Origin of the sequence: Methanosphaera sp. BMS (assembly GCF_003268005.1) — an archaeon.
In the GTDB taxonomy this organism is placed as follows: domain Archaea; phylum Methanobacteriota; class Methanobacteria; order Methanobacteriales; family Methanobacteriaceae; genus Methanosphaera.
The window spans coordinates 2359483-2375687 of the sequence record NZ_CP014213.1 but is presented as its reverse complement, the minus strand read 5'-3'; the positions used below and the strand labels follow the sequence as shown (position 1 = coordinate 2375687).

General features: G+C 32.4%; 11 protein-coding genes. 8 read left to right on the top strand and 3 right to left on the bottom strand.

The window, feature by feature from the left end; all coding sequences use genetic code 11:
- Positions 1-265: 265 nt before the first annotated feature.
- Positions 266-757: a GyrI-like domain-containing protein gene (locus tag AW729_RS08900; RefSeq protein WP_112124774.1), complete on the top strand. Its 492-nt coding sequence runs from the start codon at positions 266-268 to the stop codon at positions 755-757.
- 917 nt (positions 758-1674) lie between these two features.
- Here the strand turns inward: AW729_RS08900 and AW729_RS08895 are convergent.
- Positions 1675-2073 (bottom strand): translation initiation factor IF-5A, encoded by a 399-nt coding sequence (locus AW729_RS08895; RefSeq protein WP_112124773.1) that lies wholly within the window; start codon positions 2071-2073, stop codon positions 1675-1677.
- Positions 2074-2574: 501 nt separating this feature from the next.
- Between AW729_RS08895 and AW729_RS08890 the strand changes: the two genes are divergently transcribed.
- From AW729_RS08890 to AW729_RS11785, 3 genes are all read left to right on the top strand, one after another.
- Positions 2575-3192 (top strand): biotin transporter BioY, encoded by a 618-nt coding sequence (locus AW729_RS08890; RefSeq protein WP_112124772.1) that lies wholly within the window; start codon positions 2575-2577, stop codon positions 3190-3192.
- Positions 3193-3472: 280 nt separating this feature from the next.
- Positions 3473-3766, top strand: a complete 294-nt coding sequence (locus AW729_RS08885) for a hypothetical protein (protein ID WP_162685876.1) — start codon at positions 3473-3475, stop codon at positions 3764-3766.
- 13 nt (positions 3767-3779) lie between these two features.
- Positions 3780-4040 carry a type II CAAX prenyl endopeptidase Rce1 family protein gene (locus AW729_RS11785; protein WP_112124770.1) on the top strand — a complete coding sequence of 87 codons (261 nt, stop codon included), beginning with the start codon at positions 3780-3782 and terminating at the stop codon, positions 4038-4040.
- Positions 4041-4132: 92 nt separating this feature from the next.
- On the opposite strand, the gene xerA is transcribed toward AW729_RS11785, so the two are convergent.
- Positions 4133-5050 carry a site-specific tyrosine recombinase/integron integrase gene (gene xerA, locus AW729_RS08875; protein ID WP_236951279.1) on the bottom strand — a complete coding sequence of 306 codons (918 nt, stop codon included), beginning with the start codon at positions 5048-5050 and terminating at the stop codon, positions 4133-4135.
- A gap of 104 nt (positions 5051-5154) precedes the next feature.
- Positions 5155-6591, bottom strand: coding sequence for a DNA primase DnaG (gene dnaG / locus AW729_RS08870; protein ID WP_112125276.1), 1437 nt, complete (start codon positions 6589-6591; stop codon positions 5155-5157).
- Positions 6592-7663: 1072 nt separating this feature from the next.
- Between dnaG and AW729_RS08865 the strand changes: the two genes are divergently transcribed.
- The 4 genes from AW729_RS08865 to AW729_RS08850 all read left to right on the top strand — a co-directional run bounded on the left by AW729_RS08865 (position 7664) and on the right by AW729_RS08850 (position 15373).
- Positions 7664-13189 (top strand): Ig-like domain repeat protein, encoded by a 5526-nt coding sequence (locus AW729_RS08865; RefSeq protein ID WP_112124768.1) that lies wholly within the window; start codon positions 7664-7666, stop codon positions 13187-13189.
- 350 nt (positions 13190-13539) lie between these two features.
- The gene (locus AW729_RS08860) at positions 13540-13830 is read left to right on the top strand and encodes a DUF211 domain-containing protein (protein ID WP_112124767.1); all 291 of its coding nucleotides are present in this window, start codon (positions 13540-13542) and stop codon (positions 13828-13830) included.
- Between the two features lie 41 nt (positions 13831-13871).
- Entirely contained in the window at positions 13872-14543 is a 672-nt protein-coding gene (locus AW729_RS08855; RefSeq protein WP_162685874.1) for an RraA family protein, read from the top strand.
- Positions 14544-15088: 545 nt separating this feature from the next.
- Positions 15089-15373: an H/ACA ribonucleoprotein complex subunit GAR1 gene (locus tag AW729_RS08850; RefSeq protein WP_112124765.1), complete on the top strand. Its 285-nt coding sequence runs from the start codon at positions 15089-15091 to the stop codon at positions 15371-15373.
- The last annotated feature ends 832 nt before the right edge of the window (positions 15374-16205 follow it).

Sequence of the window (16205 nt, the reverse complement as noted above, 5' to 3'; positions counted from 1 at the left end):
CAAGTAAATGCAATGATTTTATGGAGGTGAGATTTTTTTATTGGCCTCCATATTATTATATGTATGATACTCGCAGTTGTGTTGAAATCATACAGAACGTTAAAAAAAAAGAGGGGTGGCATAAATGATAGGGTCAGGTAAATGGCATTGATAAAAGTATTATATGATTCTAACAATAAAAGTAATAATAGGAAAAAATATAAAAATAATCTTTAAAATTAGAGACATGATTATAACAGAATCAGATAGATAATGGAGTGTTTATATGAAAATTGTTGAAAAAAAGATAGAAGATCAGAAAGTGGCTTATGTACCTCATATTGATAGTTTTAGTAAATTACCAGAGTTTATTGAAGAGGTAGCTCAGCTTATTCATGATAATGGATTGGAGGCTGTTGGCTTCCCGTATGGATCATATGACAATGACCTGGAAGAACGTGCGGAAAATGACCAGATTTTTGAGGTAGGTATGCCTATCAAGGATTTCTTTGCGGATGGCAAGCCTGCCGCAAGATTAGGAAAATTGGGACTTAAGGAATTAACGGCACATACCGTTTTAGCAGCAAGACACGTGGGCTCCCATAAAAACTTCAATGAATCGGTACGTGAAATGGTAAATTATGCGATTGAAAATGATTATGACATTGTAGGACCTATAACTGAAATTTATCTTCCGGCCAGTGAAAATACCCCTGTTGAAGAAATTCAAACCGAAATACATTTACCGGTTATTTATATGGGTCCTAAAAGAGATTAAACCCCTCAACTTCCCTTTTTTTGAATTTGAAAATCAAATAACTTTTAAATTAGTTTATAATAAGAGATTGAAAAAGATTTGATATTGTTAATATGCTGATTAATCAGATTACTGACCATAATGCCAAATCAAGATAATCCCATGATGTATAAAACTTTCCCAAATGATTTTTTTAATTTCCTAAAAGCAGATTGGTTTTAATTTAACTTATAGTAAAATAACACCAATACCCATGAATCGAAAAAAAATGATAACCTATTAATTGATTTGAGTATAAAAAATATGAAAAATTATTAAAATAATAACTATGTACGAAACATGGACATTTAATATCTCTGATTGTTTAACAGCACAATATGATTTAAAAAAAGTTATGTAGTATGATAGAACTAGTTTAACTGTTCTATTTCTTAGCTATATTTTCATGCTCAGGATTTTAATTGTGTAGATTATTTCCCTTTGAAAAAGAATGTATAATATTTAAAATTATAATTATATAAAATGAAGTTTTTTCAAAATCTTTTATAAGAAAAAAATTTTGAATTATACTATATAACTTACCATGAATTTATGATTCATCAGTTCTTCTTTTATATGAATTTTAAATATATTCATTCTTGTATAGCTAATTAACTAATATAATTTATATTATTACTAATATATAAATTTACTTTTTATAATAATACAATAAATCCTTAAACAAAATGCTAATGATTAAGGGTATATAATAAAAATAATCTCCATTATATTACTTTTTGTAAATTAATTATCATTATTTTTATAAAATTATCGACAAAATAGTAATTAATAATTGTTAATAATATATTCAACAATAACAATGAATAATTAAATGTAATTTAAATTATTGGAAAAAAAAAATTTGATAAAAAAAAAGATATTGGAAAAAAGGATAGTGTTTAATTTCCACCTTTTGTTCTCATTATTTTCATATTACCCATAGCTTCGATGTATTCTACTTCTACACCTTCACTGATTGCATCTTTTAAGTCATCAGGTATAGGTAATTCGATTGTCTCATAAGTTTCTAAGTCCATTAATTGTACTTCAGTACCCATTATAGCTAATACTTGACCTACTCTTTTGTCAATGATAGGTATGTCCACTTTAGCGTTTACAGGTTTTACAAGACTTCTTTTTTGGTTATCAAAAATTCCTACTGCTTCAATACGTGCTTTAGCTGCACCGTGTTTACCAGGAGATGATGTTGAAATACTGGTAATTTTTGAAGCTTCTCCACCTAATACTAAGTATTTTCCTTGTTTTAAAGTTTTAATCTCAACTACTTTTGTTGCCATAAAAAATTCCCTCGAAATATATTTCTGTTTTTATGATTAAATAATATCACACATGTTTCAAATAACATGTTTACTTAAAAAAAATCATTAAGTAAATGATGAGATAATCATAATAAATTAAAAAATGTATATTTTATACAATTTAGATATGATATTATTTATGTTTAAAGTAGAATATATAGTTTACTAGATTAATCTTAGGCAAATACCCACACAACAGAAGGAAAATAAAATACACTCCTAACATCTACTCCAAGTAATCTATCAAAAAAAGAACATACACCCCCCTAAATCGATTAATTTGATTAAAAGATTTGTTTTGAATCATTAAACCACCAATATACAAAATCCATGAAAAATAGTATCCAACATACTGACAAAAAAAATAAATTCAAATAGTAGTTATGCCAAATATAATTATGGTATTGAAAATAATCATTATAAAAAGTACAAATACCGATTATTTAATATAATTATATATAAACGATAGGAGGTTAAACTATGCAATTAAATATCAACAAAGAAAGAGTACACGAAATGCAAAATTCATGGTATTCATGGAGAAACAATGCAGATACAGTTACCATGCTTTTAACGTCATTCCTCTTTGCATGTTTTACCGGCCTTATGGCCCAGGTATCACTGGCAATTCCATGGAGTCCAGTACTTATAACCCTGCAAACCTTTGCAGTGTTAATTGCCGGAGTACTTCTTGGAAGTAAATGGGGAGGATTTTCCATGATACTCTACACCCTTCTAGGTATAGTTGGAATGCCATGGTTTACCAATATGAACCACGGTTTAGCATTTATGTTCCATGCCAGTGGAGGATATATCATAGGATTTATCTTTGCGGCAATATTTACAGGTTACGTATTTGACAATTATGTAAATGCAAGAAAACCAGTTGGAAGCGTTCTTACCTTGATGATTGCAAACTTTGTATGTATTTATGTACCAGGATTAATTGGTTTATACAATACTATGCTTAACTCTGGACGCGTATTAACACTTCCTGAACTATTATTTATGGGAGTAGTACCATTTGTTGTTGGTGACTTATTTAAGATTATGATAGCATCCGGAATAACAACATCAATACTACCAAAAGAAGAATAATACTATTCTTCAATCCCCTTTCTTTGTTAAAAACCAGTCACACAAATCACACTCTTTTTATAAACAAATGATGAAATTGAACAATTGCCCCCCACAGTTAATCAATCACCATCCTACAACAGATTATATTAACATAAGACAAAAGTAATTTATCCAAAACTTAGACTATTTTAATTTAGAAGATGAAGACAGGGATTTTCCGTTTTATAAGAAAAATCCCCATATTCCCAAGACCGGATGGATAGTGCTTTTACTTTCCGTGTTCATATCATTTATTGCAATGAACATATGTGATAATAAGATAATAGACGGACTGCTTTTTTGTCTAATACCTCTCGTTGCGGTATTGTATTATCTCAAATGGGATTATACTGCACCATTTCATAAGCCAAAAAGAAGTGAAATAAAGCTTGCCATTATACTGTTTGTTGGTTATTTGGCATATGCACTGATAATTAGTTCTTTACTTGCGTTCTTATCATTGAGCGGTAGCGACATAGTAAGTGCTGGTTCTGTGACACTAATCATGTTACTGTCATTATTCTGCTCACTGATGGGGGGAAAAACTGATTAAATTCATTCCGTTCATGTTCTTCCTACGGTTAGTGTACAAATATACTGGCAATCGTAAAGTATCAATTATAGTTTCAATGATTGTTATAAGGATATTTTTTGCACTGCTGCATCTGACAGATATGAAGTCATTGGTTTCTGTCCTTGCCCTACAGGGATTTGGCTCAATATTTGAGTTTTATGGATATGTGAAAACCAAAAACTTACTAGTGCCATATATAACACATCTATGTACGGATATGTTCATTTTTATTATGGTATTGTCTGGACTTTAATGGAACAAAAAACAAGAATCATTGGATAATATCCGATTAATAAATAAGATAATATTGCAGATAAAATATAAAATTATGAAAAAAATAGTAAGTTATAAGTTTAAAGAAGCATTTATCTCTTCTTGTGTTTTTCTTATATTGCTGTCTCTTGAAGACCATGCATCATCATATACATTTTTAAGCGTGTGCATATCCACACTCGTATAAATCTGGGTGGTACTGAGATTACTATGTCCAAGTAATTGCTGTATTGCCCTGATATCCACACCATTTTTTAATAAGTGCGTTGCAAATGAGTGACGTAACACGTGAGGAGTAACCTTTTTTGTGATTTCAGCCTTTTCTGCATAGTCCTTAATCATCAACTGAACATACCTTGGACTTAAAGTATTCCCCTCCTGGTTAAGAAACAGATATTCACTATCCATATTCCTTTTGTCCAGATATTCATGAATTAAATCCAATGTATTGCCATCGAATATTACAATCCTATCCTTCTCACCTTTACCCCTTACACGTATTGTCCGTTCCTTTTCATCAATGGTTGATATTTTAAGTTTTATAAGTTCGGATACACGTAGTCCTGTTGAATAAAGTAAGGTTAAGATTAATTTATTTCTTAGACGTGAGATATTCTGAGGATTTGATTTTTCAGGATCGTACTTATCATCCTTTGCATGTATTAAATCATATACCTCCTGTTCGTTTAAGGATTTTGGTAATGATTTGGTTCTTTTTGGTGCTTTAATCTCATCGGTAATCTGTATCTCGGCAAATTCGAAGAATTTCTTCAATACTACCGTTACAAGATATAGATAATTCTGTGAGACATTCTTGTCTCTTTTCAAGTGTTGTATGTATTTTTTGAATGAACGTAAAATTGCCTTAGGACTATTGATCTTTTTTTGTTTTAGCAAATAGTGATAAAAGTTATTAAGTATTGATTTGTAAGTTTTTAAAGTGTTTGATGAATAACTTTGAATATCCATTTCCAGAATGTAATCTTCCATACTTTCCTCAAAATCTATTTCATCCAAATATTCCTGTGTCAAAGTTATCCCCCCAATCATTTGCCTTGAAAAAAAAATGGAGAATGAATTCTCCTTAAATAAAATCATGATTTCTTGGTTATTATCTTTATAGTTTCGGGTTTTTTAACAACCTCATTCATTTTAACTGCCACAAGGCTTTCAATATTTTTCTCTTTTGATAAATCCACAAGTCTCTGACTTATTATTCCATCAAATATTACTGTTTTTATAGGTTTATCAGAGGATTTGATTTGATTATAAATGTTTTCAACCTTCACTTCAGCAATCATGTTGAAGTCTTCATCATATAACCGTCCACATCCAGTTGTTGATAACTCTTCAAGTATCTTTTGATGTTTGTTTTGACCTTGCTGACCATCATCCATCTCTTCTGTTTTGTCAACGTCTTCATTATCGATTTGAACTTTTGTATCGGCAGGCTTTTTGTCATCCAATTCCTGCGTGCTGTCGTTGGAATTATTTGAAGCATCCTGTGAAGTGGTATCTTCCTGATAATCCAGGGAAGCATCATCATCACTTAATGTGTTGTTCAGGTTCATTTCTTTTTTGAACTTATTGTTGTCATCAATTATCTTCTTATGTTCCTCAGTTACGTCTGTTTTCTGATTATTTGATGTCTTGTTGTATTTGTTATTGTTTCTGATGTAGTTGTGTGAGTTGTGATTGTAGTTTGCCTGTGATGTGATTTTTTCAACCGACGTCTTGTTTTTAAGTGCGTAGATTACCTGGTCCTTATCCAAATATTCCACTTCCAATCCTCTTGGCGCTCTTGTTACATAGTCAATATCACCAATTTGCAATAGCTCCTTAAGTATCAGGTCTCCTCCACGATCACCATCAAGAAATGCCGTTACAGTCCTTTCTTTGGTTAGCTTTGCAACCGTTTTTGGAACATTGACCCCCTCTACAGCTATGGTGTTTTTTATCCCATACTTAAGTAGATTTAACACATCAGATCTTCCCTCAACTATTAATATAGCATCAGAGGTTGGCGTGTTTGGTCCGGCGGGTAATCCTTCTTCCCCATATTCAATTATTTCAGGTCGTCTGATTGATTCTTTTACCTCATCAATCATACGTGTACTTTCAGGTGTGAACTCTTCCATCATATTTTTATAGAGTTCCTTTGCACGTTCCACTATGGTTCTTCTTTTTACGGCCCGTACATCCTCTATCTTGGTAATACGTAGACTAGCCTCACATGGCCCTACACGATTGATTGTTTCAAGGGATGCAGCCAATATTGTAGTTTCTATCCTGTCAAGACTTGAAGGTATGATTACTTCACCCTTAGTTTTTCCGGATTTATTGGTCATGTCGACTTTTATTCTACCGATACGGCCTGTTTTCTGCAGTTCCCTCAAATCAAGACTGTCACTTAGCAGTCCCTCTGTCTGACCAAAGATTGCTCCTACCACGTCAGGTTTTTCTACAAAACCCTTTGCATTTATCTGTGAATGAATCAAGTATTTTGTTGTTGTTACTTCATCCTTTACCATGTAATAATAATCCTCATCATCATGATATTTGGCATTTTTATGTGTCATTCTATCGCCTTTAATTATATTGATAAATTTAATCAAACATTAAGAAAGCGATGAAAAAATATTTTCAATATCATAATTTATGAAATGATGTAATATACATCTTTAATTAACGTTATCATTAGTATAGTAAATTTAATATTCAATTCGAATATGTAATTAAAGGTCAAAATATTATTTTAACCATTGTATAAAAGTATAATAAGAATTACTTCGTTATATATTTTATACAATTATATCTTTATCAGTGATAGATAATAAAAGTAATTATAATTTTAGACACCAAAAATGTGAGTAACATTATAAAATTCAAATATGACATCTGAAAAAAGTGAATCAAAAAGAAGCCCATCCAGCAAACAGGCCCTAGACAAAGTCAATGAAATAGAACATCAACTAAAAAAAATTATAAAGAAATAATATTTTATTTTAGAATTATATGAGAACATGAAGACTAAAACCACCACCCAAAAAAACATGGTATATGAATATATGACAAGAAAACATTGGAAATATCATAGAAGAAAATAAATATTAAAGACAATATTTTAACATTACCGGATAAAACTCAAATATATCGCATATTAATATAATATGCGACAAAACATAAGAAAAGAAGAAGAACAAAATAAACAGATAGATACAAAAAGTAATTATATTATAAACAAAAGATTAGTAAAACAAGAAAAATAATAAAAAATATAAGATATACTAATTGGACCTACAAAATGAACAAAAACACAAATAATTATACGCCAGGAAAATTGTATAAAAAAAGATAATATTCACCCCCTAATTATCATGATTAATCATGTACCTACATTAAATAATCATAGAAAAAAGATACATAGGATACAATCATTACAGCCCTAAGAAAAATCAGTAATTTCAGAATATAAACTCTTTAATAAGTATATTACTATTTAATTTAACTTCTTTTTTTATAAAAAACTCTAAAAAATATTAAATACCACCACTTCACATATAGAATATCATAATAAACTATAACTAATGGGGATAGTTCAATATGAAAAAAATAAAAGAAGTACTGTTATTTGTCATAGTATTAGTACTCTTAGTGGGAGTTGCAACTGCAGCAGATATACAAAATGAATCCACAAGTGATACAATCACAACACAAAGTACTGATATAAATACAAAAGAAACAGTACAAAATACCAACACAATAACAGATATAGAAGAAAATATAATAAATGAAAAGAAAATAAACAAAAAAGAAGAAAACTTAAAAACCGCAAGCCAAACCCATGACGTAAGCGATTACGCTGAACTAAAAAATGCATTAAATAGTACCGATGAAGAAGTAACTATAAACATTAACTCCAACATAACACTCACAGCCAGCCCAACACTAAATACTAATATAAAGACCATTACAATAAACGGAAACAGTTACACAATAAACGGAGATAACAAATACCGATTTTTAAATATAACAAGTAATCAAATGTTAAACCTTAACAACATCACAATCACCAACTGTCATGCACAAGATGGACAAGGAGGAGCAATATACAACACTGGTACTCTTAACATAAACAACACCAACTTCACTGAAAACACCGCAACAGGACAAATTGGATATGGAGAGGGAGGTGCAATATACAACACTGGTACTCTTACCATAACCAACACCAATCTCAACAACAACACAGCAACAGGACAAGAATATGGAGATGGAGATGGAGGTGCAATATACAACGCATATGGTGGTACTATTAACATAACACAATCCAACCTCACACAAAACACCGCAACAGGACAAGAATATGGAGATGGAGATGGAGGTGCAATATACAACGCATATGGTGGTACTATTAACATAACACAATCCAACCTCACACAAAACACCGCAACAGGACAACTAGAGGGAGTTGGAGGTGCAATATACAACGCATATGGTGGTACTCTTAACATAACACAATCCAACCTCACACAAAACACAGCAACAGGACAAAACAATGGATGTGGAGGTGCAATACACAACTCATATGGTGGTACTCTTAACATAACACAATCCAACCTCACACAAAACACAGCAACAGGACAAACAAGTGGAGAAGGAGGTGCAATACACAACACTGGTACTCTTACCATAACACAATCCAACCTCACACAAAACACAGCAACAGGACAAACAAGTGGAGAAGGAGGTGCAATATACAACATATATGGTACTATTAACATGACACAATCCAAACTCAACGAAAACACAGCAAACGGGCAATACAATGGAGTTGGAGGTGCAATATACAACGAAGATGGTACTCTTAACATAACACAATCCAACCTCAACAACAACACAGCAACAGGACAACAAAATGGAGTTGGAGGTGCAATACACAACGCATATGGTGGTAATTTAAACATTAACGATTCAATACTTGAATACAACAACGCAACAAAGAATGGAGGAGCAATAAACAATGTTAATGGTAGCATAACCCTGAACAACACCAATCTAACATATAACAACGCAACTGAATATGGGGGAGCAATAGTTAACAATGGTACAGGCAGTAACTTAACAATATTAAATTCCAACCTAACACAAAACAAGGCAACAGGACAAAATGGATATGGATTTGGAGGTGCAATATACAACCGTGGTGGTAATCTTAACATAACACAATCCAACCTCACACAAAACAACGCAACAGGACAAAATAGAGATGGACTTGGAGGTGCAATATACAACGAAGGTGGTAATCTTACCATAACACAATCCAACCTCACACAAAACACAGCAACAGGACAAAACTATGGATATGGAGGTGCAATACACAACTATGCGGGAACTATTAATATAACCAATGCCAATATCACCAATAACACCGCAACAGGACAAAATAGAGATGGACTTGGAGGTGCAATATACAACGAAGGTGGTAATCTTACCATAACACAATCCAACCTCACACAAAACACAGCAACAGGACAAAACTATGGATATGGAGGTGCAATACACAACTATGCGGGAACTATTAATATAACCAATGCCAATATCACCAATAACACCGCAACAGGACAACTAGATGGGAGTGGAGGTGCAATATACAACTATGGTGGTACTCTTACCATAACAGACTCCAACCTCACACAAAACAAGGCAACAGGACAAACATATGGACTTGGAGGTGCAATATACAACACTGGTAGTGGTACTCTTACCATAACACAATCCAACCTCACACAAAACAAGGCAACAGGACATTATGGATGGGGAGGAGCAATATACAACAATGGTGGTAATCTTACCATAACACAATCCAACCTCACACAAAACAAGGCAACAGGACAATATGTAGTTGGAGGTGCAATATACAACAGTAATGGTGGTAATCTTAACATAACACAATCCAACCTCAACAATAACACCGCAAGCACTGATGGAGGTGCAATATACAACTATGGTTTGCTAACAATCATACACTCCATACTGGAAAACAACAAAGCAGGAAATCCTAACGATGGAACTGGTCGTGGAGGAGCAATACACAACGGCGGGGAGTCATTTAATATTTCTAACTCCACATTAACAAACAACACTGCATACAAAGATGGAGCAGCAATATACAACAATCGTGGTGTTGTGGTTGTTGAGGAGAATAATTTCATAGCCAACAACGCACCCAAAAACGGTGAACCAATTAAAATAGCAGAGGGTAGTCAAAACGTTAAAATAGAGGATAATATAGGTGATGATACAACTGAATACAATAATACAATATACACAAATACAACCGGTCAGGGTAGTGCTCGTGTTGTGGGTAATGTGTTCTATGATGAGAAGGTTAACACTACACTTACAATATCATCTAATAACACTAATCCATATGTATATGATGTTATTAATTTAACATTCCACTTAACAGACGTGAATAATAAAAACCTATCAAATCAGCAAATAGACATAAAAATTAACAATCAGGAACAGACACTTCAAACAAACCAATATGGAATCGCCTACCTGGAATACATGCCAGTAAACAATCAAACAATCACAGTAAACGCTTCACATCCTGAAACAACAAGTTATAAATACTCAACCAGGAGTATATTAATACCTGTTGAAAAAATAAACACGACACTAAATATAAGCAAAAGTGATGAGACGGTATATGTTAATAAAACATTTAACATAACTGTAGAATTACTTGATGTGGATAAAAATGGAGTAAAAGATGCCAACATAACACTAACAATAAAAAACACAACAGATACCCTACTAACATATAATAACCTAACAGGTGAAAACGGTAAGTTAATATACCCTGTAACTGTAAATAATAATGACACGATAACAGTTGAAGCAAAATATGCAAATGAGTCCACAGTATATAAAGATGCTAGTGCTACTCTTGAATTTAATGTAGAATATGAACAGTTAAACACGACAATAGAAGCCACCATAAACAATACACAACCATACGTAAATGATACAATAAACATAACCTACACACTAAAAGACCAACTAGGATACACACTACCAGGACAAAACATACTCGTAACAATAAAAGACCAGACAAATACGATAACAACAAACAACGAGGGTATTGCAAGTATCGAATACACACCAACAAACAACCAAACAACAACCATAACCGCAACATACAAGGCAAACAATCCATACCAAGAAAACAGCACAACAATACAAATCACCGCAAACAAAATAGACACACAACTAACACTAACAGTATCCAATAATACACCAATAAACAACACACCAATCAACATAACCGTAACACTAACAGATACAGATGACAATAAATTGACAAATCAGAACATTACAATAACTACTGGAGATAAAACATTCACAGTTAAAACTAACAATAATGGAATAGTAACCCAAACCTACATGGCAACAACGCTAGGAAAACAGACAATAACAGCAACCTATAATGGAAATAGCCAATACATAAATAGTACTGCAACAACCAGCATAACCGTTAAGAAAATTAACACCAAACTATCAGTAAAAGTATCCAACAGCACACCAGTAAACAATACAAACATTACAATTACAGCAACACTGACAGATGCTGATAATAAAGCAATTGCAAATCAAAATATTACAATAAAAGTAAGTGATAAAACTTTCAACATAAAAACCAATAACAATGGAATAGCAACACAAACATACACGCCAACCAAAGTAGAAAAACAAACAATAACTGCTACATATAATGGAGACAGTCAGCACAATAGCAGTACCGCGACAACCAACATCACAGTCAAAAAAATAAATACAAAAATAGATCTTAAAGTATCCAACACCACACCTATAAACAACACACAAGTAACCATTACCGTGACACTAACAGATGCAGATGGAAACAAGTTAGCAAATCAACAAGTAACATTAAATATCAATGGAAAAACAGTAACGGCAAAAACAAACAATAATGGAATAGTAACACAAAATTATACACCTACTAAAGTTGAAACACAAAACATAACCGCAACATACACTGGAGACAGCAGATACAACAACAGTACAAAAACCATCAAAATAACAGTCAAGAACAAGATAAAAACACAAACCACGGTAAACCCAGTTATTGGTGTTATAGGAGAAAAACTCACCATCAAAGCAACAGTAACCGATACAAACGGAGGTAAGGTAAACGAGGGAAATCTCATATTCAAAGTAAACGGAGTAACAATAAAAGACAACGGAAAACTAACCGGTTCAAATAACCCACTCAAGATAAAAGTCGTAAAGGGAGTAGCTACAGCAACTATCATACCAGATATTAATATGACCAATGCTAAAAACATAACTGCATACTATGTGGGTACAACGATATACAATGCATCCACTAGTAGCCCTGCGAGTATAAATATATCCAAACGTAACGCTACAATAGAAGTAACTACAAACAAGAAGATAATCAAACAGGGACAAGTACTCACGATAACCGCTAAAATCTATGACACCACAAACGGCAAAAAAACAAGCAACATAACACGATACCAGGACGAATACGTATACTTCAAAATAAACGGTATAACGCTCAAGGATGCTAACGGAGAAATGCTTAAAGTCAAGATAGTAAACGGTACGGCAACGGTTAACTACACAATACCACTAGGAATATCCTGCGTAACAGATATGCAGACATTAACACCAAAAAATCACACAATACAAGTGGGACTCTACAATAAAAACTATCAGAATATTATGACAAAAACACCAACCTTCCAGGTGGAAAGATCAAACATCACAATCAACCTAGCCAATGCCACAATAAACAACAGGACACACACATTATCCATGAAAATAACAATCAAGGACTATCTCGGCAATGTAGTGGCCGGTCCTAACAAGTGTATAATAAAAGTTAATGGTGTAACACTCAAAAACGGTACCAATGTACAGTACTACTACACAACCGATGGAGTCTTAGACCTTAAAAACATACCGGTACCTCAATCTAAAAACTACGCCAATATAGAGGTTATTACACAGGATAGACTGGCATACAACTCACAGAGAAACACGACAAAAGTGATAAAAATCACCAACTAAACTCCCTTTTTTTGCTCTATTTTTTTACAACGTTTATTGTTAACTGGTTATAATCTATAGTTAATCTTCAGGTAACCTTTTTTTATTCTTTGTTTTTAGTTTGTCATATTTCTTTATTTTTATTGCGTTATATAATAATATAACGAAGAAAAAAAATTACATTAACATAATATTATTTGATTCAAGCATATTTCATTAACTTTAGGTTTTAATAGATGAAATGGAGTATTTTTTTGATAAAAATATGATTTTAAGTAATCCTACGCATATAAAGAAAAAAAATATATTTATTATATAAAGTACCATATATTAATATAATAATGAATTATTAAATCGGAGGATTTAACAGAATGCAGAATGCGTTGATAAGAGTAGTTTTAGATGTGCTTAAACCACATAGCCCATCACTGCCTTCATTTGCACTTTATTTAAGTGATCTTGATGGTGTTGATGGTGTTAACATTACATTAATGGAAATTGATAAGGATACTGAGAATATTAAAATCACTATGGAAGGATCAGATCTTAAGTATAATCAGATTAAAGAGGCTATTGAACATTATGGAGCTTCTGTTCATAGTGTTGATGAAGTTGTTGCCGGTAGAAAATTAGTCGAAGAGGTAACAACACCACAAGATTAATTTAAACTTTTTTTTATTATTTTTTTTTGGGAAGGATAATGATGTCTGTTAATAAGATTACACCGAAGAATATTTTGAATCATGGAAAAAACAAAAACAAAATTACTTTAGATAACCTACTTGATAAGGCCACCACGGATAATGTTTCTGATGCTATGAAAAAGGTATGTGGTAAGAATGGAGTTATCCGGAATGTTAAGCCGATTGATGGAAAATCTAAAATTGTAGGAAAAATCAGAACTGCACAGACTAATTCCAGTGACTGGGGTACTGGTATCAAGGCAATATATGAATGTGAGGAAGATGAGATATTATTGATTGATTGTTCTGATGATGAAACGGCCATTTGGGGAGAATTGGCTTCACAAGCTGCACAAAAACATGGTCTTCAGGCCACTGTCATTAATGGGGCTTCACGTGATACTGAGGGAATTAAAAACTTGGGTTATCCCGTTTATTCCAAAGCCACTATGCCTAATGCCGGTTATGCATTGAACAATGGTGTTATTAATGAACGTTTGAATATCGAGGGTAATGTCATTGTTAATGGGGATTATATTGTAGGCGATAGTGAAGGCGTTGTTGTTGTTCCTAAGGAGAGAATTGATGATGTCTTGGAGGAGGTATCCAATATTAAGAAATTTGAGCAGAAGCTTATGGCTCAAATGAATGATCCGGACAATCGGATGGATAAGATATTGGATATTGACTAATTTATTTTTATCCTGATGATTATTTTTTTTATTCATCATTTTTTTTATTCACCCATATTTGATTTGAATGTCTTATTTGCCTATTAGTATTTTTCCATAATTTGTATGCTTCGAGTATATCCATCCATTAAGTTTTTAATTAAAGAACAAATTAATTATTAGTTAATTAAGATTCAAAAAATAATGTTCGGGGATATAAAGTATATATATAAGAATTAAATGAAAAGACATTAGTATATAAAGGTATCCAAAAGTATATATATTAAAACATACAAACTACTAGTATAAATTATAGAAATATAATTTTCGATAGTGAAAAAAGAATATGAAACGATGATAATTAAAATAAATAGGAAATAATGATTTACATTGACTTAAAATATCATCAAGATATGAACTCCACAAACAAAACATCAAGATCCGACAAATTACAATTTTTTTAAATATAAAAATTTCAACAATAAAAACATGACCCTAAAACAAGTTATTCACAATATAACATTTCCTAATTAATTGAAAAATTAAATAAAAATTTTAAAAAAATCATGACAAGGAAAAACAGCAAATTAAAAAAGATTGGTAATATAAGCCATGTTACAAGTACTAATAAAATAATAGTACCATCAAATAAAAGCCCACGAATTGGATTGCTTGTAGTCAACAAAAACAACAAAGCCATTGGCAAAATTAATGATATCATTGGATCAACAAAAAATCCATACGTATCAATTAAGACAAACAAGAAATTCCATAAGATAAATGTGGGGGAAGCAGTTTACTTACCACCAAAAAATAAGAAAAGGAGGATGAGACCACGGCAGGCATACTAAGACGAAAAAGAAGATATGGAAGACCTCATAAATCTTCTAAAAGAATAAAAGATGATAAGAAAAAAGCTAAGAAAGAATTGGAAAAAGTAGAAGAAGAACAAGTCGAACAAATAGAAGAACAAGAAGAAAACTTAGCTGAAAATCAACCTGAAGAAGAAGAAAAAGAAGCTGAAGAAGAAGAGTCTGAAGAAGAAAATGAGGAAACTGAAGATGAATCTGAAGAGGAAGAAGCTGAAGAAGCTGAAGAAGCTGAAGAAGACTCCGACAGTGAGAAAAAAGAAGACTCTGAAAGTGACGATAAAACAACCACCAATAAGAAAGTTAAAAAACGGGGCAGACCTAAAAAGGAAAAAAAGGCTGAAGAAGATGTTGTAGAAGATGATGAATTAGACGACAAACACAAAACCACCATCTTGGAAACCGAAGAAAAGCCTAAAAAAAGAGGCCCAGGAAGACCCAAAAAAGAAGAAACCCCGGCCAAGAAAAAAGCAGGAAGACCAAAAAAGAAAAAAACTGAAGAAAACGAACCTGAAGAAAAGCCTAAAAAAAGAGGTCCGGGAAGACCTAAAAAGAAAAAAGATGCGGCTCCTAAGAAAAAGGCAGGAAGACCAAAGAAAAAGAAAAGTGAAGAAACGGACAAGACAAGCAAAAAGACTAAAAGAAGTAATCCTAATCCATTACTTGAAATCATGGACAACTTCAAAGATGACAAAAACTCCAACGATGATGATACAACCGACGACATGAGTGAATTCATGACGGCACCAATGACCGGTACTGACATCATGATGGATGAAGACAGTGACATAGAATTAATGTCAAACTCCGATTT